Genomic DNA, 21641 nt, shown 5'->3' on the forward strand with positions numbered 1-21641 from the left:
GTATGATTTTTAACCATTAAAACTTAGGGTAGTCACTACAGCTTACCCTATCACGATTATGATTTTTCTCAACTTATTTGAGTTGAAATGTAATTTTTTAGGGTAATGAGAACAGATTATCAGTGTGAGGATTTTGAATTGCCGTAATCAAGACAAAACGATACGGCAGGAAGTCTTTCAATTACAGCTCTATACTACTGATATTCTTTGATATAGTAGCAATCAAGTGACGAGAGCACCCCAACATATCCTGAATGTCACTATAGCTATGCCCAGTATTCAATAGGCTAGCTATGTGCTGATGCCGTTTCAGGTCTGGCTGACGTCCATTGTATTTTCCATCGGATTTAGCTTTTGCAATCCCCTGTGATTGACGACGTCGCCGGTCATCATAATCTTTGCGGGCAACGGCGGCGAGCATATCCAACATCATGGCATTAACCGCCTGTAAAATAGCGCCGGTAAAGTCAGTTTCGCTATGTTGTTGTAAAGCAAGCCAACTGGTGGGAAGTTCCGGTGAAACAATAGCTAGGCGTTTGCTGGCCAGCTTTTGTTTCAACGTATCCCAATCACTTTGCTTGAGCCGCGCCAGGCGGTCGATCTGTTCAACTAGCACAATGTCACCCTCGCCTGACTCGGCAATCAAACGCATCAACTCAGGTCGGTGCAACGTTGCACCAGAAACATTCTCAATATAAAAAGCGGCGATTCGCTGGCCATGCTGAGCAGCAAACTGGATAAGGGATTCTCGCGCCCGTTCAGCATTTTGTTCTTTGGTTGATGCGCGAAGGTAAGCTCGAATGAACATCTTGATCTCCACAGTCTGTTATAAGTGGTGCTTTATCTCTGGTCTGCTTTAGGTGGTTCTGTTAGTTGTAAAACCAGTCTGATGGCTAGTTCCGTTGATGTGTACTCAAAAGGAACCAGCTAAGGGCCAAAAATCAGTCATTAAACCCAATATGGTTTCGGTAGTCGTAATCAAAGCTATCAGGAATGCCAATACCAGTACCTAAATGCCCACGTTTATCTATATCTATTGAGGTGTAATCACCATAGAACTCTGAATCGTACTTACGACTTTTCACCTTTCTACGATTCTTTATTGGATAATTACTATTTAAATCAATTGGATATTTAAAAAATGCAACCACTATATATCCAATCCAAAGCGCCAAAGACATTTGCCAACAGAGATAAGTCAGTGCACACCAAAAAGGAACGGCTAGCCACCATCTGCGTTGGATAAATGCGAAAGCTTTAAAACACCAAATAGCTAATGGCAAACCTGCAAGCAATAATCCCCATCCAGAGTCTTGAGCCAGCATCAATCCGAGTAGCAGAACACCAAGCAACATTATATTTACTAAATCATTTTTGAGATTTTGAATCATGTTTCCCCTTCCACTCTTCGGCTTGAGTTTTGCCTTGACATGACAATTTCTGGTTGGCTCTATAGCTGTAAAGACACCAGAAGGTGACCAAACTAAAAAATAGGAATAGCCCAAGCATTCCCCACTCAAATGCAGTCATCACAACCTCCGCTCACTCGAATATCCAGTCCTTGCACACTGAATAACTTGGAAAACATAAAATCAGTCATTTCATCGAGTTCAGATGGTTCATATTCAGGCACGGTAAGGGGCATACCGAAATACTGAAGGTTCCGGTAGGATGATGGCTCGAAAATGCCCTGCGGATAGCGGTCTAACGTGTTGAAAGCCTGATTTAGTCTGAGATCAACAATCCAACCGCCAGGAAGCTCTATCCAGCTATGGGGATAGACTAGTTCTCCCGTGATCTTGCATTTGACACATCCCACTCTAGGCTGATGAAACACCGAATTTCTCGTCAATATATGGCTAATCAGGTAGGTAAGAATTACTGGGTCCGTTTGGACTTCATCCATCGCCAAAACAATATTGTCTAGCTCCTGATATTCACTTTTCATAATGCAGGCTCCTTAAACAGCAGTTGTTCCCCTTGCTCATACAACACTGGATATGGGAGAGATTGGCCATTCTTAACCACATGGTTTGGTGGGTAATAGATCACCATCCACGATGGCAATGCAGCACTGACGGCTCTATAAAACTCATCAACTGGAAAGTCTTTTGCGCCTGACTGGCGGAAAACAAAGCGAGAATAGTTCTTCAGGTGATTAGCAGCGATGTTATAGCTTTCTGATTCACCATCTTTAATGTAGAGCGGGCTCTTCCAGAGATAAGGAGTCGTAATGTTGTAAGCAACCACACATTGACCAATACCGCATCCATGCTCAGCACTTTCAACAGACCAAAGAATCATGGGATGACCATCAATTTCCGGCGTTTCTACATTACTCAGTTTAGTGACATTCAACGCCATATCATCGGCCACATGCTGGATAGCCTGGTCGACAAGATGCACGTATTTCTCATAAGCCTGAGATTCTGAAGTAGCAGCAGATGCGGGCATCCATCCCATTAGACTTGGTCTAGCCGAGGGATTGTCTGGTGTCATCATTATATCGGTAGCGTTAAACGCGAACGTCTGCGTACCAGAAAGACGCCTAAGAGGATCATCAAATGAAGTCGTTAGCCTGGCGAGATCAAGCAATGGAACCAACATCCCCTTACTATAAGAGTGGGTACCATCATGGGAATCTCTCAAATCCAAATCGTAGATGCCCCCGGCTAGCGCTAGATTTAAAGCCCGAGATTCATCTTGAGCATAATGACGGGGTCCGGTTACGCAACCAGACAAGGACACACATAAAGCGATTAATGATAAAGATGGGTATTTTTTCATGATTACCTCCTGCTTTATAAAGATTCGCATGGAGGCAGAAAAACGCAAGCTATTTTGATAAATAATTATTAAAAATCAATAGTTTGTACTGATAGTGCAAACTTCAAAATGGGTAACAATAGCAGTTTATATTCTTTTCCCACTTTCCCAGATATCCCACTTTAAAAATATTGAGAATCCCCTAGAATAGATACTTCCATGACAAAACCCGACAAATGAGTTGCACTCCACATGTGCGCCAATAGCTTTCTAACACTTTGAGTGTTTTTACATTTTTAGTTTCTGTATCGGAAAATAACTAACCTTAATATTATTTCCAGATAAATCAGCCCATACAATATGGGCTGATTTTTTATCTACAACCGAATATTTCCACTCATCGACTAACTCATGATTCGACGTGGCGGTAATGATCTTGCATTTGATAGGATCTTGCATAAAGCGCAAACATCAATGCCGCCAAGATGGCAAAACCAGCAAAGAAAAACATCTGAAATGCGGTAATACTGATCCCCGTCTGGGCAATTTGTTCCGTCACTACCGGACTTTTCACACTGACGTTCGCCAGTAACACCCATAAGTTACCGACGGTCACCGATAAGGTCCAAAAACTCATGATAGTGCCTTTCATGGCTTTAGGCGCTTGGCTATAAGCAAACTCTAGCCCAGTGGCAGAGACTAATACTTCACCAAAGGTGAGCAAAGCATAGGGCACAATCTGCCAAAATATTGATAATGCCGAGCCGCCATCCATCACCAATTGAATGCTACCAACGACTATCCAACTCACGCCCGTGATGGCAATCCCAGCCCCCATTTTACGCAAGGCAGTTAACTTTATCCCCATGCGCTCAATCGCCGGATATAACACAAAGTTATTAAATGGGATCAATAACATAACTAATAATGGGTTTAAAGCTTGCATCATGGCGGGTTCAAACCATTCCGGTTTAGACATGTCATTGGCTTGCAGTATCCAAGTGGACGCTTTCTGATCGAACAAAGACCAAAAGGGAGTCACTAACGCAAATAAGATTAAGATCCGTAGCACCGAACGCACCCCATCAACGGCGATATCCGGATGGATCCCCCTAGCGCGTTCGAGTTGCAATGAAGCCCCTGCGCCAACAAATCCCATTACTAGCACTAACGCACAACACAAACCAGCAACGATACCTAAGGTTGGAATATTCACTAAAGCATACGCTGCAGAAATTATCCCAGCTAAAGCTAACACTAAACCTATGTTGGCTTGACCAGCGATTTTAGTGAGCAATGCGGTACGAATAACGGGTAAAAAACCATGGGGATTTTTCGGTTCAGGTGGCATATGTACATAACGTTTGCGGCCTAACCAGAAGAACACAGTTGCAATAAACATTAAGATACCAGGGATCCCAAATGCGACCGCAGCACCATAATATTTCAATAGTAATGGCATCGATAACGAGGCGAAGAAGGAGCCAAAGTTAATCGTAAAATAAAACAGATCAAACGCTTTCTGCGCCAATGTTTTATTGGTTTGATCAAATTGATCACCCATAAAGGAAGAAACCAAGGGCTTAATCCCACCCGATCCGAGCGCAATTAAAAATAATCCCGTATAAAACCCTTGAATACTGTGTTCAAAAATAGCGAGAAACGCATGACCAACACAATAAATTAAACTTAACCATAAGATAGTATTGTATTTACCGAAAAAACGATCGGCAATCCAACCACCGAGTAACGGGAAAAAGTACACTCCAATGACAAAGGAATGGAACACATCCTTAGCCATAGTTCCGCGCAGTTCTTCTGGAATAGACAACAAAAGTGCTGTCATCAAGAATGGGGTAAGAATATTCCGCATACCGTAAAAGCTAAAACGTTCACAAGCTTCACTGGCTATGATGTAAGGAATTTGCCGTGGCCACTGGGGCGCATTTACGGGTGTTGTCATGGATCATCCTATTATAATTATTTGATTTTAAATGAAATTAACTTTTTAAATATATTAATTATGTATCAAGAAGCTAAAGGTAACATGTAAGCGAAGCCAACCTTATATAAAGGATGCAAAAACTGCAAAAATCACATATTGCTTCTGTGGTCCTATCCACATTTCCTTTATGATGAACATAATAATAGCCATTCAGCTATCTATTTAATTAAAATTAGTTTTAAAAACAACAACACACTGAGAAATCATAATGGCAAAGATTGAAGTAATCGTTGGTACAACATTGGGCAGTGCAGAGTATGTTGCCGACGAAATGATGGCCCAATTAACGGAGCAAGGACACCAAGTTCAAGTTCATTTAACCCCAACATTGTGCGAAATAGACACCCATGCACTGTGGATTATCGTGTCATCAACTCATGGAGCAGGTGATCTTCCAGATAATATTCAGCCTTTTTTCAACGAAATTACCGAGCAAAAACCGGATCTCAGCCAAGTAAACTTTGCCTTATGTGCAATTGGTGACTCAAGTTACGATACCTTTTGCCAAGGCCCAGAAAAATTAATTTCGGCCATTCAAGACTGCGATGCAAAAGCCTTTGTGGATAAGATCCAGATCGATGTACAGCTTGATCCTGTGCCGGAAGACCCAGCCCTTGCATGGTTAGCACAATGGCAACAGGACATTTAAGATCGCTTATTGGATAAGGTCCCGATCTATGTACAGTTTAGATCCTATTTATCCACAATTTACTTATTTAAAGTATAAACATGTGGATAAGCTATTATTTAGATCTGATCAACCTCTGTACTATTCACAGTCCGATCTGCTTAATGATCCGCCTTGTGGATAAGTAGGCGATCTATCCCCATGTTTAATGACATTAGATCGCGATCAGATCACAGGATCAAGATCGCGCTAATTAATGATTTATATAATGAATTTGGGTTATGCACAGAAAAACGCGATCCTAATAGTAAACATAATAAGAAGATCTATATAAAGATCTTAAGATCTATTAGTCCGGATCATCTCGATCGAACAGCGTAAAATGATCATTCACCTAAGACGAAGCAAATGCTAAAATGCTCGGCTCGTACTGAGTCTCTTAGCAATTGAAGGTAGTGGCATGCATTTTCATGAACGGTTTGATGTTATTGTTGTTGGTGGTGGTCATGCCGGAACTGAAGCCGCGTTGGCAGCAGCAAGAATGGGATCAAAAACATTATTACTAACGCACAATATCGATACGTTAGGACAAATGTCATGTAATCCAGCGATCGGTGGCATAGGCAAAGGCCATTTAGTGAAAGAAATTGACGCCTTAGGTGGTGCAATGGCAATCGCAACCGATTATGCAGGGATCCAATTTAGAACCTTAAATTCAAGTAAAGGCCCAGCAGTACGAGCAACACGAGCACAAGCTGACCGTGCACTGTATCGTCAAAAAATCCAAAATATATTACAAAACCAACCTAACTTACGTATTTTCCAACAAGCCGTAGATGACTTAATTGTTGAAAATCATCAAGTAGTTGGTGTAGTTACCCAAATGGGTTTAGCTTTTGAATCTCCAGCTGTTGTATTAACAACAGGTACATTCTTAAGCGGCAAAATTCATATAGGCTTAGAAAACTACAGCGGTGGTCGTGCAGGCGATCCACCAGCGATTGCTTTAGCAAATCGATTACGTGAATTACCGATCCGAGTCGGACGTTTAAAAACAGGTACACCGCCACGTATCGATGCAAACACGATCGATTTTTCTCTAATGGCTGAACAGAAAGGCGATTCTCCGTTACCTGTCATGTCATTTATGGGGGATGTCAGTCATCATCCAAAACAAATATCTTGCTGGATCACTCACACAAATGAAAAAACCCATGAAATTATTCGTGGTGGTTTAGACAGAAGCCCTATGTATTCAGGCGTCATCGAAGGTATTGGTCCACGTTATTGTCCATCGATTGAAGACAAGATCCACCGCTTTGCGGATAAATCTTCGCATCAGATCTTCATCGAACCAGAAGGTTTAAATACCAATGAGATCTATCCTAACGGGATCTCTACTAGCTTACCTTTTGATGTACAGTTGAATTTAGTACGTTCGATCAAAGGCATGGAAAACGCAGAAATCATGCGTCCAGGTTATGCGATCGAATATGATTATTTCGATCCGAGAGATCTGAAAAACTCATTAGAAACCAAAGCGATCAACGGTTTATTCTTCGCAGGCCAAATAAACGGCACTACAGGTTATGAAGAAGCTGGTGCTCAAGGTTTATTAGCAGGCATGAATGCCTCACTGCAAGTACAAGGCAAAGAAGCCTGGTGTCCACGCCGTGACGAAGCATATCTTGGAGTACTAGTTGACGATTTATCAACTCTGGGTACCAAAGAACCATATCGCATGTTTACTAGCCGTGCCGAATACCGTTTGTTACTCCGTGAAGATAATGCTGATATTCGCTTAACGGCAAAAGGTCGCGAATTAGGTTTAGTTGACGATACTCGCTGGGCGGCATTTAGTGAGAAGTTAGAATCGATCGAACTTGAGTTACAACGTTTGCGCGCCCAATGGGTGCATCCAAATTCACCTTTGATCCATGCGTTAAATCCACACTTGAATACGCCGATCTCTCGCGAAGCATCATTTGAAGAATTACTGCGTCGTCCAGAAATGGATTACAGCAAGTTGATGCAGATCGAAGGTTTTGGTCCTGGGCTTGAAGATCCACAGGCGGCTGAGCAAGTTCAGATCCAAGTTAAATATTCTGGTTATATTCAACGTCAGCAGGAAGAGATCAACAAAGCTGTGCGTAATGAGAACACTGGTTTACCTTTGACGCTCGATTACAAAGAAGTACCGGGCTTATCGAACGAGGTGATTGCTAAGTTAAATAACCATAAACCAGAAACCATAGGCCAAGCCTCACGGATCTCTGGTATTACGCCTGCGGCTATTTCAATTTTGTTGGTTCACCTCAAAAAGCGTGGCTTATTACGTAAGAGTGCGTAAAAGCTAGCTTAATCGCTGCTTAGGTCATAGAAGGGAAGCATTCAGGCTTCCCTTCATCGTTTTCGGGCTTCATAATAGCCTTCGCGTTCATAATCGTATCTTTGTTGAGGTTGCTCAGTGTTATCTGCCCAGTTAGAGGCTTATTTAGCCGAAATTAATTTGCCCGCAACCGTCGAGCAGAAAAAACAACTAATTGATTTTGTTGGTATGCTCAACAAATGGAATAAAGCCTATAACCTGACATCGGTGAGAGATCCCGAAGCTATGCTGATCCGTCATATCATGGACAGTTTAGTGGTTTCAAAACATCTGCAAGGTGAACGTTTTATCGATGTAGGCACTGGACCAGGTTTACCAGGGATCCCGTTAGCCATTATGAATCCCGATAAACAATTTGTGTTATTGGACAGCTTAGGTAAACGTATTCGTTTTCAAAAACAAGTGTCCTTTGAATTAGGCATACATAACATCAGTTCAGTTGAAAGCCGTGTAGAAGCGTATCAACCGGAGGATAAATTCGACGGTGTATTAAGTCGTGCATTTGCCTCAATCCAAGATATGCTGACTTGGTGCCATCATCTCCCCGCCGAACATGGACAGTTTTATGCACTTAAAGGCCAGTTGAATGATGAAGAGATGCAACATATTCCAAGTGGATTTGTGGTGAAAGAAGTTATCGAGCTTAAGGTGCCTAAACTCGATGAAAAAAGACATTTATTGAAGATAATCAAAGAATAACAGGCTTAAAAGTGATAAATAAATCATTTATAAGCAAGGGCAATAAACCAGCATTTACATACAGGGTGATATTGTGGGTAAAGTGATTGCCGTGGCTAACCAGAAAGGTGGCGTAGGAAAAACAACTACTTGCGTTAACCTCGCCGCTTCGTTAGCAGCAACAAAACGTAAAGTATTATTGATCGATCTCGATCCTCAAGGTAATGCCACCATGGGGAGCGGTGTCGATAAGTATGACGTAGCTAATACAGCCTATGAATTATTGGTTGAAGAAAAATCCTTCGACGAGATCGTCATTAAAAACACTGCGGGTAAGTATGATTTGATCGCCAGTAATGGCGATGTCACTGCGGCAGAAATCAAATTGATGGAGTTTTTTGCCCGAGAGATCCGTTTGCGTAACGCGCTCGCACCGATCAAAGATCAATACGATTATATCTTTATCGACTGCCCTCCTTCATTGAACATGTTGACCGTAAACGCTATGTCAGCGGCCGACTCTGTACTCGTGCCTATGCAGTGTGAATATTACGCCCTCGAAGGCTTAACAGCGCTGATTGATACCATCACTAAGCTTGCTGCTATGGTTAATCCTGGACTTGGCATCGAAGGCATTTTACGTACTATGTATGATCCGCGTAATCGTTTGTCTAATGATGTGTCCGATCAGCTAAAACAACATTTTGGTGACAAAGTCTATCGTACCGTTATCCCACGTAATGTGAGACTAGCAGAAGCACCAAGTTTTGGAGCGCCTGCTATGTATTACGATAAATCGAGTGCTGGCGCTAAGGCGTATCTAGCGCTTGCGGGTGAAATGATCCGTCGTTCAGAACAACAAACTCAGGCTAAGCAAGCGTAAAGGATCACCATGACGTTGAAAAAAAGAGGATTAGGCAAAGGGTTAGATGCCCTACTGAGTAACAGTCATGCCGCCAGTAAAAAACACACTGACGAAGCTGATGTTATCGATAAAAAAGAAGAGCTTATCCATCTCGATTTAGACTTATTACAGCCAGGTAAGTATCAACCTCGTAAAGACATGTCCCCCGAAGCGTTGGAAGAACTGGCACACTCTATCCGCAATCAAGGCATTATTCAGCCTATCGTTGTGAGACAAGTGACGAATAACATGTATGAGATCATTGCGGGTGAACGTCGTTGGCGTGCTGCGCAACTTGCTGGCTTGAATAAAATCCCCTGCATTGTAAAGCAAGTAGCTGATGAAGCCGCTGTTGCTATTGCTTTGATTGAAAACATCCAGCGTGAAGACTTAAATGCCATGGAAGAAGCCATTGCATTGCAACGTTTAATGCAAGAGTTTGAACTGACTCACCAACAGGTTGCCGATGTTGTGGGAAAATCCAGAGCGAGTGTATCTAACTTGTTACGTTTAAACGGCTTAAATGAGCCAGTTAAGCGTCTACTCGAGTATGGCGACATTGATATGGGTCATGCTCGCGCTTTGTTGGCAATTGAGGGAGAAGAACAAACAAATCTTGCGAGATTAGTGGCCGCTAAGGAATTAACCGTTCGCGAAACTGAACGATTAATTAATCAAACCTTAAATCCGCCTAAACAAGCCGAAACTACGACTAAAGATCAAGATGTTTGTCGTTTAGAGCAGCAGTTAATTGAAAGATTAGGTGCCAAGGTTTCGATCGCTCATAGCAGTAAGGGCACGGGTAAAATTGTAATTAACTATCAGAATCTGGCTGAATTAGACGGAATTCTTAGTAAAATTCATTAATGTCTGTAGATTAACAGTTTTTAATGTAAATTTGTGACAGATGCTAATCTTACATTTTAACTCGTTTGGCGCGAGATCACGTTAAAAGTGTTGTTTTTCCTTATCTCAAAGTTGCAATGAAGGCGTGAAAAGGTATACTTTCGCAAGCTTTTTGTGCATCGACATAAATACGGGTATTTGTCATCCGGTCATCGAAACAAAAAGTATGAATGCGGAGAGGATGAATTGAGTAAGGTTTTAGCGCGTCGTGGCCGGTGGTCAGCCTATAAATTGGTGATGATGCAGGCGGCGGTCGCTGGGGGTGCTTCAATTCTCTTTTTCGCCGTGTGGGGAGTTCAGTTTGGCTATTCTGCATTAGCAGGTGGTTCAATCGCTGTGCTCCCTAATTTTGTATTCGCAACCCTCGCTTTCTCCCACACGGGAGCAAGTTCAGCTGCAAAAGTCATAAAGACTTTTTACTGGGGGGAAGCGGTAAAGTTGCTGTTAACCATCGCAATGTTTTCGTTTGTGTTTATCAATCTTAAGGTCGCTTTTATGCCGCTTTTTGTTTGTTATGTGCTGACGCTAATCGTGCATTGGACAGCTCCTTTATACTTCAAGCAAAGTTAAGTGGGATGAATCATGGCTGCAACTGGTGAAGCGTTAACACCGCAGGGCTATATCCAACATCACCTTACCAACTTAAGTGTTGGTGAAGGCTTTTGGACATGGCACATTGATTCGTTGTTCTTTTCGGTTGGTCTTGGTGTTCTGTTCCTGTGGATTTTCCGCAGCGTTGGTAAAAAAGCGACTTCCGGTGTTCCTGGCAAACTGCAATGTTTTGTTGAGATTATCGTCGAGTTCGTAAATAACAGCGTGAAAGAAAGTTTTCATGGTCGCAATGCTCTGATCGCGCCTTTAGCTCTGACCATTTTTGTATGGGTATTCATGATGAACTTCATGGATATGATCCCTGTAGATTGGCTGCCTCACGCAGCAAGTTTAATGGGTATTCCCTATCTAAAAGCGGTTCCGACGACTGACGTTAACATTACCTTTAGCTTAGCTATTGGTGTGTTCGTGCTGATTATTTTTTACAGCATTAAGGTCAAAGGTGTGTCTGGGTTTGTTAAAGAATTGACACTACAGCCCTTTAACCATAAGGCAATGATACCCGTCAACCTCCTATTAGAGACTGTTACTTTGATTGCTAAGCCAATTTCATTGGCATTGCGACTCTTTGGTAACTTGTACGCAGGTGAGTTGATCTTCATCCTTATTGCGCTGATGTATGGTACCAACTTGTTATTATCTACCCTAGGTGTGACTCTGCAACTGGGCTGGTTAATATTCCACATTTTGGTTATCACGCTGCAGGCGTTTATCTTCATGATGTTGACCATTGTTTATTTAAGCATGGCGCATGAAGATCATTAAGGATTGCTGAAGAAATTTTAAACTAAATCATCAACTAATATAGATTTAGATACTGGAGATACAGATGGAAACGATTTTAGGCATGACAGCTATCGCTGTTGCTCTGCTGATTGGTATGGGTGCTCTTGGTACTGCAATCGGTTTCGGCTTATTAGGCGGTAAGTTCTTGGAAGGCGCTGCGCGTCAACCAGAAATGGCTCCTATGCTACAAGTTAAAATGTTCATCGTAGCGGGTCTTCTTGACGCCGTAACTATGATCGGTGTTGGTATCGCATTATTTATGCTATTTACCAACCCACTGGGTGCAATGCTGTAAAAAACGCTTCTGTCTTAACTCTAAATAGGAGGCTGTTGTGAATTTCAACGCTACCCTAATCGGTCAGACGGTCGCCTTTATCATCTTCGTGTGGTTTTGCATGAAGTTTGTATGGCCCCCTTTGATGAATGCCATCGAAGAGCGCCAAAAAAGGATTGCTGACGGTCTAGCTGATGCTGATCGTGCGGTAAAAGACCTGGAGTTGGCACAAGCGAAAGCGACTGACCAACTAAAAGAAGCCAAGGTAACGGCTAATGAAATTATTGAGCAAGCTAACAAGCGTAAAGCTCAAATAGTTGAAGAAGCCAAAACCGAAGCAGACGCTGAGCGTGCTAAAATCATCGCTCAGGGTAAAGCAGAAATTGAAGCTGAACGTAATCGCGTCAAAGAGGATCTGCGTAAGCAGGTTGCTACTCTTGCCATCATGGGTGCTGAGAAGATCCTTGAGCGTTCTATTGATCCAGCCGCCCACAGTGACATAGTTAATAAACTAGTCGCTGAAATTTGATAAGGGAGTTGAGTTATGGCTGAATTAACCACCATCGCTCGCCCTTACGCAAAGGCAGCTTTTGACTTTGCTATTGAACAAGATGCAGTGGATTCTTGGGCTGAAATGCTCACGTTTGCCGCATTGGTGAGTGAAAACGAAACCATGCAACCACTGTTAGCTGGCTCTTTAGCCAGCACTAAGCTCGCAGCACTCTTTATTAGTGTGTGTGGTGAGCAAGTCAATGTGCAAGGTCAGAACCTGATAAAGGTAATGGCTGAAAACGGTCGCTTAAAGGTGCTACCTGCTGTATCTCAGTTATTTACTGAATACCGTAATGAGTGGGCAAAAGAAGTAGAAGCTGATGTGGTTTCTGCAACTGAGCTGAGCTCTGAACAACAACAGCAGATTAGTATTTCTTTAGAGAAACGTCTCGCACGCAAAGTTAAGCTGAATTGTAGCACTGACGCCGCGCTCATCGCCGGTGTAATAATTAAGACAGGAGACCTAGTCATCGATGGCTCGGTCCGCGGTAAGTTATCGCGTCTGTCTGATAAGCTGCAGTCGTAATTGGGAGTTTGAGCATGCAACTGAATTCCACTGAAATCAGCGATCTGATTAAGCAGCGGATCGAGCAGTTCGAAGTCGTTAGCGAATCTCGTAACGAAGGTACTATCGTTGCGGTAAGTGACGGCATCATCCGCATCCACGGCCTAGCCGACGTGATGCAAGGTGAGATGATCGAACTGCCTGGTAACCGTTTTGCAATCGCGTTGAACCTTGAACGTGATTCTGTCGGTGCCGTAGTAATGGGTCCTTATGCTGATTTAGCAGAAGGCGTAAAAGTGAAAACGACTGGCCGTATTCTGGAAGTTCCAGTTGGCCGCGGTCTTCTTGGCCGCGTTGTTAACACTCTAGGTGAGCCAATTGACGGTAAAGGACCTATCGATAACGATGGTTTCTCGCCAATTGAAGTTATCGCACCAGGTGTTATTGAACGTCAGTCTGTTGATCAACCAGTTCAAACTGGTTATAAAGCCGTTGATGCCATGATCCCAATCGGTCGTGGTCAACGTGAATTGATCATTGGCGACCGTCAAACTGGTAAAACAGCAATGGCGATCGACGCAATCATCAACCAGAAAAATTCTGGCATTAAATGTGTGTACGTCGCGATTGGCCAAAAGGCTTCTACTATCGCTAACGTAGTACGCAAGCTAGAAGAACACGGTGCTTTAGCTAACACTATCGTTGTTGTTGCAACTGCTTCTGAAGCCGCTGCTCTACAATACTTAGCGCCATATTCTGGTTGTTCTATGGGTGAATACTTCCGTGACCGCGGTGAAGATTCTTTGATCGTATACGATGATTTGTCTAAGCAAGCAGTTGCTTATCGTCAAATTTCGTTACTGCTCAAGCGTCCACCTGGCCGTGAAGCTTACCCAGGTGACGTATTCTATCTACACTCACGTTTATTAGAGCGTGCATCACGCGTTAACGCGATTTATGTAGAGAAGTTCACTAAAGGTGCAGTAACTGGCAAAACTGGTTCTTTAACCGCGCTGCCGATTATTGAAACGCAAGCGGGTGACGTTTCTGCATTCGTACCGACCAACGTAATTTCTATTACCGATGGTCAGATCTTCCTTGAGACCGATCTGTTTAACTCTGGCCTACGTCCAGCGGTTAACCCAGGTATTTCTGTTTCTCGTGTTGGTGGTGCGGCTCAGACTAAGATCATCAAGAAACTGTCTGGTGGTATTCGTACCGCACTAGCACAGTATCGTGAGCTTGCTGCGTTCTCGCAATTTGCATCTGATCTTGACGATGCAACACGTGCTCAGCTTGAGCATGGTGTGCGTGTTACCGAACTGATGAAGCAAAAGCAATATGCTCCTATGAGCGTAGCCGCTCAAGCTGTGTCTATTTTCTCAGCTGAAAAAGGTTACCTGAAGAGTGTTGAGCTGAATAAGGTCGGTAATTTCGAAGCCGCTCTGCTCTCGTTCATGAACAGCGAGCATGCTCCTTTAATGAAGCTTATCAATGATACTGGCGATTATAGCGCTGATATCGAAGCTGAATTAAAAGCTGGCCTCGACAAGTTCGTAGCAACCCAAACCTGGTAACAATGATAGAGGTGTCTTAAGACACCTCAGGTCCAGATTGGAGAGTAGAGATGGCCGGCGCTAAAGAGATTAAAACCAAGATCGCGAGTGTGAAAAACACTCAGAAGATCACGTCCGCCATGGAAATGGTGGCAGCCAGCAAAATGCGCAGAGCGCAGGAACGCATGGCTGCGAGCCGTCCATATGCGGAAAGCATGCGTAAGGTGATCGGTCACGTCGCGCAAGGTTCTCTCGAGTATAAACACCCCTATTTGGAGGTGAGAGAGGCTAAGCGGGTTGGTTACATTGTTGTAGCAACCGACCGTGGCCTTTGTGGTGGTCTGAACGTTAACCTTTTCAAAAAGGTTATTGCAGACGTGAAAAGCTGGAAAGCCCAAGGTGCAGAATTTGAATTTTGCCCTATCGGTGCACGTAGTGTGCAGTTTTTCAAAAACTTCGGTGGACAAGTGTCTGCTCACGCTTCAGGTTTAGGCGATGCTCCAAAGCTCGCTGACTTGATCGGGACAGTCGGTGTCATGCTAGAAGCTTACAACGAAGGCAAGCTGGATCGTCTGTACGTGGTATTTAACAAATTTGTGAATACTATGACGCAGACTCCTGTGATCGAGCAGCTGCTACCTTTGCCTAAATCAGAAGATGATGAAACTGCTCATCGTTGGGATTATATCTACGAGCCAGATCCAAAAGCACTTTTGGATACTTTATTGGTCCGTTATGTAGAATCTCAGGTTTACCAAGGTGTTGTTGAAAACATTGCCTCTGAACAAGCTGCCCGTATGGTGGCAATGAAGTCGGCAACAGACAACGCGGGTGAGCTTATCAACGACTTGCAACTGGTCTATAACAAGGCCCGTCAGGCTGCGATTACGCAGGAACTGTCGGAAATTGTTTCTGGTGCCTCTGCGGTTTAGGTTAGGTAACGAATACAAGTTTTAGAGGATTAATCATGAGCACAGGTACTGTTGTCCAAGTGATTGGCGCGGTTGTGGACGTAGAGTTCCCACAAGATGCCGTACCTCAAGTATATGACGCTCTGAAAATCGTAGGTGAAGGCCCGTGTAATGGTTTGGTGCTGGAAGTTCAGCAACAGCTAGGTGGTGGTGTAGTTCGTACCATCGCTATGGGTTCTTCTGACGGTCTGCGTCGTGGTCTTGAAGTAGTAAACTCAGGTTCACCTATTACTGTTCCTGTTGGTACCGCCACTCTTGGCCGTATCATGAACGTATTAGGCGAGCCTATTGATGAAGCGGGTCCAATCGGTGAAGAAGAGCGTTATGTTATTCACCGTACAGCTCCTTCATACGAAGATCAATCAAGCTCTACTGAACTGTTAGAGACTGGCATCAAGGTTATCGACCTTGTTTGTCCATTCGCTAAGGGCGGTAAAGTCGGTTTGTTCGGTGGTGCGGGTGTTGGTAAAACAGTTAACATGATGGAACTGATTAACAACATCGCTAAAGCCCACTCGGGTCTTTCTGTATTCGCCGGTGTAGGTGAACGTACTCGTGAAGGTAACGACTTCTACTACGAGATGAAAGATTCTGGCGTTCTCGACAAAGTGGCCATGGTTTATGGTCAGATGAACGAGCCTCCAGGTAACCGTTTGCGTGTTGCACTGTCTGGTCTGACTATGGCAGAGAAGTTCCGTGACGAAGGTCGTGACGTACTGTTGTTCGTTGACAACATCTATCGTTATACCTTAGCCGGTACTGAAGTATCTGCACTGTTAGGTCGTATGCCTTCTGCGGTAGGTTATCAACCAACATTGGCTGAAGAGATGGGCGTTCTGCAAGAGCGTATCACTTCCACTAAGACGGGTTCTATTACTTCTGTACAAGCGGTATACGTACCTGCGGATGACTTGACCGATCCGTCACCAGCAACAACCTTCGCTCACTTAGATGCGACTGTTGTACTGTCACGTCAAATTGCTTCTCTGGGTATTTACCCAGCGGTTGACCCATTGGATTCGACTTCACGTCAATTAGATCCATTGGTTGTTGGCCAAGAGCATTATGACGTTGCTAACGGCGTGCAAACTGTACTGCAACGTTACAAAGAGCTGAAAGACATTATTGCGATTCTGGGTATGGACGAATTGTCTGATGAAGACAAGACTGTCGTATTCCGTGCTCGTAAGATTGAGCGTTTCTTATCTCAGCCTTTCTTCGTAGCAGAAGTCTTTACTGGATCTCCTGGTAAGTACGTTTCTCTGAAAGACACTATCCGTGGCTTTAAGGGTATTTTGAACGGTGAGTTTGATCACCTGCCAGAACAAGCGTTCTACATGGTTGGCTCAATCGATGAAGTCATCGAGAAAGCGAACAAAAAGAAATAACTAGGTAGTAATACTTAGTTTTTTAAGGAGAACGGGATGGCAGCCATGACAGTACAGCTTGATATTGTAAGCGCAGAGAGCAAAATCTTCTCTGGTCGTGTAGCTTCGCTGCAAGTGACTGGTTCTGAAGGTGAGTTGGGCATAATGCATGGCCACGCTCCTTTGCTTAGTTATATCAAACCTGGCATGGCGCGCATCGTCAAGCAAGACGGCAGTGAAGAAGTGTTTTACCTTTCAGGTGGTATTCTGGAAGTGCAGCCTTCTTCTGTCTCCGTATTGGCTGATGTGGTTATGCGTGCCAAAGATATTGATGAGCAAGCGGCATTAGAAGCTAAGCGTCGTGCAGAAGCCCATATGGCAACTGCTGGCGCTGACTTCAATTATGACGCGGCTATGGTTGAGTTAGCTAAGGCTATGGCTCAATTACGTGTTGTTGAAACCATCAAGAAAAACATTGCCAGATAAGGTTATTGTTTGTGAAAAAAGGCGACCCTATGGTCGCCTTTTTTGTGTCTAAAAATGGGATAGATTGGCATTCTTGCATGTCTTTGATTGACTCGCATCGCTATCTACTTCGCTTTTCGATGTGCTTTCCGTTAAAATTGCGCCACTAATACCAATCGTATTAAATATCTGTTCATTCAGCGGGAGTTCAACGCGCTTTAGACAAGGCGAAGGCTTGAAGGCATAGTGGTGCTCTGTCGAAAGCCTTGAACGCAGTATGAAGCGCGTTGAAACCCGCCCTTTGGGAGCCTCACAGGCATCCCACTCCCGTGTTGCATTGACTTAAAAGGGAATAACCATTTCTGCGTCAATGCGCCTTGGATTGAGATGCCTGTGAGGCTCTGAACTGATTAGATATTTAATGTGATTGGTATACGACCGTAATTTTTCACCCTCTTGGGTATTTGTTCAAGGATATGGTAATGGCATTAAATGTAGTGATCTTAGCGGCTGGCAAGGGAACACGGATGCGCTCTGATCTTCCTAAGGTATTACATCCCATCGCCCATAAGAGCATGGTGCAACATGTCATCGATACCGCTAATAAAGTTGGCAGTGACTCTATTCAGTTAGTCTATGGTTATGGCGCCGACAAACTACAAGCCTGTTTGGGTGAGCAGCAACTTAACTGGGTATTGCAAGCCGAGCAATTAGGCACAGGTCATGCGGTTGCACAGGCTAGCCCACATATCGCTGACAGCGATACAGTGCTTATTCTTTATGGCGATGTGCCGTTGATCCAAACATCGACTCTCGAAGCCTTACTCGCTGCCCGTCCTGAAAATGGCGTTGCTATTTTAACAGTGAATTTAGCGAATCCTATGGGTTATGGCCGTATTGTCCGTGAGCAAGGAAAAGTCATTGGAATTATTGAGCAAAAAGATGCGACAGCAGAACAGTTGCTGATCAACGAAATTAACACCGGCATCATGGCGGTTCCGGGTAAACAACTTAAAACTTGGTTGAGCCGTTTATCGAACAATAATGCTCAAGGCGAATATTATCTAACGGATATTATTGCTATGGCGCACGCTGATGGCGTTGCCATTGATACTGCTCAGCCACAATCGGCCATTGAAGTCGAAGGCGCCAATAATCGCGTGCAATTAGCGCAACTTGAACGTGCTTACCAAGCTCGTGAAGCCGAAAAGCTCATGTTGGCGGGAGCGAATCTTCGCGACCCAAGCCGTATCGATATCCGTGGTGAAGTCACTGTTGGTATGGATGTGATGATCGATATTAATGTGATATTCGAAGGCAAAGTGACCTTGGGTAATAATGTCACTATTGGCGCAGGCGCGATTTTAATTGATTGCGAGATTGCCGATGATGCTGAGATCAAGCCTTACTCTATTATCGAAGGTGCTACGCTTGGCGTTGCTGCCAGTGCTGGCCCATTTGCACGTTTACGTCCGGGAGCAGAACTTAAGCAAGATGCACATATAGGCAACTTTGTTGAAGTGAAAAAAGCGGTGATTGGTGTGGGATCCAAAGCTGGACACTTAGCCTATTTAGGCGATGCCATCATTGGTGATGGCGTCAACATTGGTGCAGGTACTATTACCTGCAACTATGATGGCGCGAATAAGCATCTTACTGTTATCGAAGATAACGTCTTTGTCGGTTCTGACACTCAGTTGGTGGCTCCAGTGACCATAGGTAAAGGGGCAACTTTAGGGGCCGGTTCAACGATTACCCGTGATGTAGGTGAGAATGAGTTAGTGATCACTCGTGTTAAACAAAAACACCTCACAGGTTGGCAACGTCCAGTGAAAATTAAAAAGTAAGTTTTAAAACTCAACTTAATGTCAAAAAAGCGGCCATGTGCCGCTTTTATTTTTATTGTGTTCAATGTTTTGCACTAAAAAGCCTTTTTATTAAGTAATGCTTAATAATTAAGATTTTCTTCATGTTTTTGTGGTATGGGCAAATTGTTGGTTTTTAAGTTAATTTGATCACTGTCACACTCAATTGTAAATTTTAGTAAAGAAGAGAAAATAAAAACACTTCTCATTTATATTGCCTGCAATTCTAAGACGAAAGGTCTATTTGAGGTGTTGGCAATGGTATTTAAATATTCAGTTATAGGTTTAGCTGTAGGCTCGGCATTAATGGCTATGCCGGTTATTGCAGAAGTGGCGAGCGATAAAAATATTGAGCGCATCAATGTGACTGGCCGTACTTTTAACGACTATAAAGTCGGTAGTGCATCGGGTGCCATGCGTGGCGATATCGACTTAATGGATACTCCACAGTCAGTTAATGTTATCCCTGATTTTGTGACTGATGAACAGTTGGCAACCAATCTAGCGGAAGTATTAGTTAATGATTCGAGTGTGACAGCGGGAACCACACGCTGGAACCGTCAAGTCTTCAGTATCCGTGGTTTTGAGATTGATTCGGGTAACGGTTATCTTATTAATGGCCATCAACAATGGTCTCACTACGTACAACCAATTGAAACTTTACAGCAAGTCGAAGTATTGAAAGGTCCTTCGAGCATGTTGTACGGCCAATCTGGCCCTGGTGGTTTAGTGAATATGGTCACTAAGAAACCGACCTATGATTCAATGTTAGATCTTGGTTTTGATACGGATGGCTACGGTTCAACCCGTGCTCAGCTAGATGCGGGCGGCAGTTTAAACGACGCACAAAGCATTCGTTATCGCGGCGTGTTAGTGAAGCAAGATACTAAATACTGGCGTGAATATTCGACCACAGATGAAAACCAAGAGCGTGATCGCTGGTTGGGTTACTTAAACTTAGAATTTGATATCAGTGATGATGTTCTGTTATCGGTTAAGTACGATCACACCCAAGATAAAGCGGGCATAGATGCGGGTGGTTGGTTAGATAAACAAGGTAATGTTATCGGTGAACGTAAAACCGTATGGGATGCACCTTGGGCCTTTACCGATAACACCGTCTCTAACTTAGGTGCCGATCTAACTTGGCAGATGAGTGATGATTGGAAAGTTAAAGTCGGCTATAACGATCAACAATTTAATCGTCAACGTTTTGATTCAGCTCCCCAATATACTGAAGACCCATTCACTAAGGGGTATAGTATCAAACCATTCGATCGTTACGACGATTGGCAGCATAAAACCGCTTTCGTGGACTTTACGGGTGAATTTGCCTTAGCGGGCATGGAGCACCAATTCCTTATTGGGGCTAACTACTTAGACTATTTCTACCAGCAGCAAATTCAGCGTGGGGCAACTCAAACCGTTATTTCTGGGCAAGCGGTAATTGAGCCAGATCTTGATTACCACAATGGCAAAAAAGGTACCCCAAGCGAATACAAGTATTACGGTTTCTATTTACAGGACTTAATGACGCTTAATGAGCAATGGAAATTGCTTGCTGGCGTGCGTTACGACGAACAGAAAAAAGATGGTTATGGCGAAAATAGCTATGCCGTATCGCCTAAGTTTGGTGTGATCTACTCGCCAATGAGTAATGGCAATATTTACGTTAACTATTCAAAAAGCTTTACACCACAAGGCGCGGTAAATAACGAATTCGATGTCAACGATGGCCTGAATTTAAAGCCAGAATACGGTATTCAATATGAACTGGGTACTAAGTGGGAATTGTTTGACGATAGCCTGTTATTAACCGCAGCGGTATTCGATATTACGCTCGAAAACATCACAATTTCAGAGAAATTATCTACACCAATTGGTGATTATACCGATATCACTACTCAGGGTGGTGAACAGAAACATCGTGGCTTTGAAATGGGAGCACAGGGTCAAATCGGTGATAGCTGGTTTGTGACTTCTTCCATGATGTATTTAGATGCAGAGTATCAAACGGGAGATGCCCGTGAAGGTAAAACTCCGATTGATGCCCCTGAGTGGTCGGCCAATATCTGGACCCGTTACGAAGTGACTGACAATTTTGCGATGAACTTCGGTGCTATCTATGTGGGTGAGCGTTTTGCCGATCTCGATAACACTATTACTAAAGATGGTTATGTGCGTTTCGATATAGGTGCAGCCTACACTATGGATATCATGGGCAAAGATGTGAGCCTTCGCGCCAACGTGAGAAACCTCTTCGATACCGATTATATCGATGGTGGCCAGTACAATATGGTCACTATTGGCCAAGATCGTAACTTCAGTGTTGCTGTTGAAGCTAAGTTCTAAAATTCATAACGTTTTAAATCCATTAAAAGCAGTTCATCCCTAAAGGATAAACTGCTTTTT

22 protein-coding genes are annotated in these 21641 nt (G+C 43.6%); 16 read left to right on the forward strand and 6 right to left on the reverse strand.

Translation table 11 applies throughout. The features are described from left to right. Nucleotides 1-181: 181 nt before the first annotated feature. The 5 genes from L5L91_RS19600 to L5L91_RS19620 all read right to left on the reverse strand — a co-directional run bounded on the left by L5L91_RS19600 (nt 182) and on the right by L5L91_RS19620 (nt 4729). A complete protein-coding gene (locus L5L91_RS19600; protein ID WP_259484064.1) occupies nt 182-808 on the reverse strand; it encodes a recombinase family protein in 627 nt (208 codons plus the stop codon). Between the two features lie 133 nt (nt 809-941). After that, nucleotides 942-1391 carry a hypothetical protein gene (locus tag L5L91_RS19605; RefSeq protein ID WP_263237466.1) on the reverse strand — a complete coding sequence of 150 codons (450 nt, stop codon included), beginning with the start codon at nt 1389-1391 and terminating at the stop codon, nt 942-944. Nucleotides 1392-1516: 125 nt separating this feature from the next. Next, nucleotides 1517-1948, reverse strand: a complete 432-nt coding sequence (locus L5L91_RS19610; protein ID WP_263237468.1) for a hypothetical protein — start codon at nt 1946-1948, stop codon at nt 1517-1519. Next, nucleotides 1945-2787, reverse strand: coding sequence for a hypothetical protein (locus L5L91_RS19615; RefSeq protein ID WP_263237469.1), 843 nt, complete (start codon nt 2785-2787; stop codon nt 1945-1947). The genes L5L91_RS19610 and L5L91_RS19615 overlap by 4 nt, the downstream gene beginning before the upstream one ends. A gap of 388 nt (nt 2788-3175) precedes the next feature. Next, entirely contained in the window at nt 3176-4729 is a 1554-nt protein-coding gene (locus L5L91_RS19620) for an oligopeptide:H+ symporter (RefSeq protein WP_263237470.1), read from the reverse strand. 250 nt (nt 4730-4979) lie between these two features. Here L5L91_RS19620 and mioC point away from each other — a divergent pair, with 250 nt between their 5' ends. The 14 genes from mioC (at nt 4980) to L5L91_RS19690 (ending at nt 17385) form a co-directional block, all read left to right on the forward strand. Continuing rightward, on the forward strand, nt 4980-5420 hold the full coding sequence (gene mioC / locus L5L91_RS19625) for an FMN-binding protein MioC (protein WP_105250799.1): 441 nt from the start codon (nt 4980-4982) through the stop codon (nt 5418-5420). 439 nt (nt 5421-5859) lie between these two features. Beyond that, on the forward strand, nt 5860-7749 hold the full coding sequence (mnmG, locus tag L5L91_RS19630) for a tRNA uridine-5-carboxymethylaminomethyl(34) synthesis enzyme MnmG (RefSeq protein ID WP_263142889.1): 1890 nt from the start codon (nt 5860-5862) through the stop codon (nt 7747-7749). 117 nt (nt 7750-7866) lie between these two features. Then, nucleotides 7867-8487: a 16S rRNA (guanine(527)-N(7))-methyltransferase RsmG gene (gene rsmG / locus L5L91_RS19635; RefSeq protein ID WP_131524521.1), complete on the forward strand. Its 621-nt coding sequence runs from the start codon at nt 7867-7869 to the stop codon at nt 8485-8487. Nucleotides 8488-8560: 73 nt separating this feature from the next. After that, the gene (locus L5L91_RS19640) at nt 8561-9349 is read left to right on the forward strand and encodes a ParA family protein (protein WP_105250796.1); all 789 of its coding nucleotides are present in this window, start codon (nt 8561-8563) and stop codon (nt 9347-9349) included. 9 nt (nt 9350-9358) lie between these two features. Then, nucleotides 9359-10237, forward strand: a complete 879-nt coding sequence (locus tag L5L91_RS19645; RefSeq protein ID WP_263164825.1) for a ParB/RepB/Spo0J family partition protein — start codon at nt 9359-9361, stop codon at nt 10235-10237. Nucleotides 10238-10462: 225 nt separating this feature from the next. Further along, nucleotides 10463-10846 (forward strand): ATP synthase subunit I, encoded by a 384-nt coding sequence (locus L5L91_RS19650; RefSeq protein WP_105250794.1) that lies wholly within the window; start codon nt 10463-10465, stop codon nt 10844-10846. 12 nt (nt 10847-10858) lie between these two features. Continuing rightward, the gene (gene atpB / locus L5L91_RS19655; protein WP_105250793.1) at nt 10859-11653 is read left to right on the forward strand and encodes a F0F1 ATP synthase subunit A; all 795 of its coding nucleotides are present in this window, start codon (nt 10859-10861) and stop codon (nt 11651-11653) included. 64 nt (nt 11654-11717) lie between these two features. After that, entirely contained in the window at nt 11718-11969 is a 252-nt protein-coding gene (atpE, locus tag L5L91_RS19660) for a F0F1 ATP synthase subunit C (RefSeq protein WP_006083840.1), read from the forward strand. A 37-nt stretch (nt 11970-12006) separates the two neighbouring features. Then, entirely contained in the window at nt 12007-12477 is a 471-nt protein-coding gene (gene atpF / locus L5L91_RS19665; RefSeq protein ID WP_006083841.1) for a F0F1 ATP synthase subunit B, read from the forward strand. A gap of 15 nt (nt 12478-12492) precedes the next feature. Further along, nucleotides 12493-13026, forward strand: coding sequence for a F0F1 ATP synthase subunit delta (gene atpH / locus L5L91_RS19670; protein WP_006083842.1), 534 nt, complete (start codon nt 12493-12495; stop codon nt 13024-13026). A 14-nt stretch (nt 13027-13040) separates the two neighbouring features. Beyond that, nucleotides 13041-14582: a F0F1 ATP synthase subunit alpha gene (gene atpA / locus L5L91_RS19675; protein WP_168827626.1), complete on the forward strand. Its 1542-nt coding sequence runs from the start codon at nt 13041-13043 to the stop codon at nt 14580-14582. Nucleotides 14583-14632: 50 nt separating this feature from the next. Further along, nucleotides 14633-15493 (forward strand): F0F1 ATP synthase subunit gamma, encoded by an 861-nt coding sequence (gene atpG, locus L5L91_RS19680; RefSeq protein ID WP_006084762.1) that lies wholly within the window; start codon nt 14633-14635, stop codon nt 15491-15493. A 35-nt stretch (nt 15494-15528) separates the two neighbouring features. Next, on the forward strand, nt 15529-16920 hold the full coding sequence (atpD, locus tag L5L91_RS19685) for a F0F1 ATP synthase subunit beta (RefSeq protein ID WP_105250791.1): 1392 nt from the start codon (nt 15529-15531) through the stop codon (nt 16918-16920). Nucleotides 16921-16956: 36 nt separating this feature from the next. Continuing rightward, nucleotides 16957-17385 (forward strand): F0F1 ATP synthase subunit epsilon, encoded by a 429-nt coding sequence (locus L5L91_RS19690; protein ID WP_263237471.1) that lies wholly within the window; start codon nt 16957-16959, stop codon nt 17383-17385. A 48-nt stretch (nt 17386-17433) separates the two neighbouring features. On the opposite strand, the gene L5L91_RS19695 is transcribed toward L5L91_RS19690, so the two are convergent. Next, nucleotides 17434-17643, reverse strand: a complete 210-nt coding sequence (locus L5L91_RS19695) for a hypothetical protein (protein WP_263237477.1) — start codon at nt 17641-17643, stop codon at nt 17434-17436. A gap of 203 nt (nt 17644-17846) precedes the next feature. Between L5L91_RS19695 and glmU the strand changes: the two genes are divergently transcribed. Together glmU and L5L91_RS19705 are read left to right on the forward strand one after the other, a co-directional pair. Continuing rightward, nucleotides 17847-19211, forward strand: a complete 1365-nt coding sequence (glmU, locus tag L5L91_RS19700; RefSeq protein ID WP_113941420.1) for a bifunctional UDP-N-acetylglucosamine diphosphorylase/glucosamine-1-phosphate N-acetyltransferase GlmU — start codon at nt 17847-17849, stop codon at nt 19209-19211. A 276-nt stretch (nt 19212-19487) separates the two neighbouring features. Continuing rightward, a complete protein-coding gene (locus L5L91_RS19705; protein WP_263237472.1) occupies nt 19488-21581 on the forward strand; it encodes a TonB-dependent receptor in 2094 nt (697 codons plus the stop codon). The last annotated feature ends 60 nt before the right edge of the window (nt 21582-21641 follow it).

Source organism: Shewanella sp. SM55 (genome assembly GCF_025654025.1).
Lineage (GTDB): Bacteria > Pseudomonadota > Gammaproteobacteria > Enterobacterales > Shewanellaceae > Shewanella > Shewanella oncorhynchi.

Coding starts and splice junctions, on each gene's coding strand:
- atpA (WP_168827626.1), top strand. CDS start 13,041: ATGCAACTGAATTCCACTGAAATCAGCGATCTGATTAAGCAGCGGATC.
- L5L91_RS19620 (WP_263237470.1), bottom strand. CDS start 4,729: ATGACAACACCCGTAAATGCGCCCCAGTGGCCACGGCAAATTCCTTAC.
- L5L91_RS19605 (WP_263237466.1), bottom strand. CDS start 1,391: ATGATTCAAAATCTCAAAAATGATTTAGTAAATATAATGTTGCTTGGT.
- L5L91_RS19690 (WP_263237471.1), top strand. CDS start 16,957: ATGGCAGCCATGACAGTACAGCTTGATATTGTAAGCGCAGAGAGCAAA.
- atpG (WP_006084762.1), top strand. CDS start 14,633: ATGGCCGGCGCTAAAGAGATTAAAACCAAGATCGCGAGTGTGAAAAAC.
- L5L91_RS19645 (WP_263164825.1), top strand. CDS start 9,359: ATGACGTTGAAAAAAAGAGGATTAGGCAAAGGGTTAGATGCCCTACTG.
- atpE (WP_006083840.1), top strand. CDS start 11,718: ATGGAAACGATTTTAGGCATGACAGCTATCGCTGTTGCTCTGCTGATT.
- L5L91_RS19610 (WP_263237468.1), bottom strand. CDS start 1,948: ATGAAAAGTGAATATCAGGAGCTAGACAATATTGTTTTGGCGATGGAT.
- L5L91_RS19600 (WP_259484064.1), bottom strand. CDS start 808: ATGTTCATTCGAGCTTACCTTCGCGCATCAACCAAAGAACAAAATGCT.
- mioC (WP_105250799.1), top strand. CDS start 4,980: ATGGCAAAGATTGAAGTAATCGTTGGTACAACATTGGGCAGTGCAGAG.
- atpH (WP_006083842.1), top strand. CDS start 12,493: ATGGCTGAATTAACCACCATCGCTCGCCCTTACGCAAAGGCAGCTTTT.
- atpB (WP_105250793.1), top strand. CDS start 10,859: ATGGCTGCAACTGGTGAAGCGTTAACACCGCAGGGCTATATCCAACAT.
- L5L91_RS19615 (WP_263237469.1), bottom strand. CDS start 2,787: ATGAAAAAATACCCATCTTTATCATTAATCGCTTTATGTGTGTCCTTG.
- L5L91_RS19705 (WP_263237472.1), top strand. CDS start 19,488: ATGGTATTTAAATATTCAGTTATAGGTTTAGCTGTAGGCTCGGCATTA.
- mnmG (WP_263142889.1), top strand. CDS start 5,860: ATGCATTTTCATGAACGGTTTGATGTTATTGTTGTTGGTGGTGGTCAT.
- atpD (WP_105250791.1), top strand. CDS start 15,529: ATGAGCACAGGTACTGTTGTCCAAGTGATTGGCGCGGTTGTGGACGTA.
- glmU (WP_113941420.1), top strand. CDS start 17,847: ATGGCATTAAATGTAGTGATCTTAGCGGCTGGCAAGGGAACACGGATG.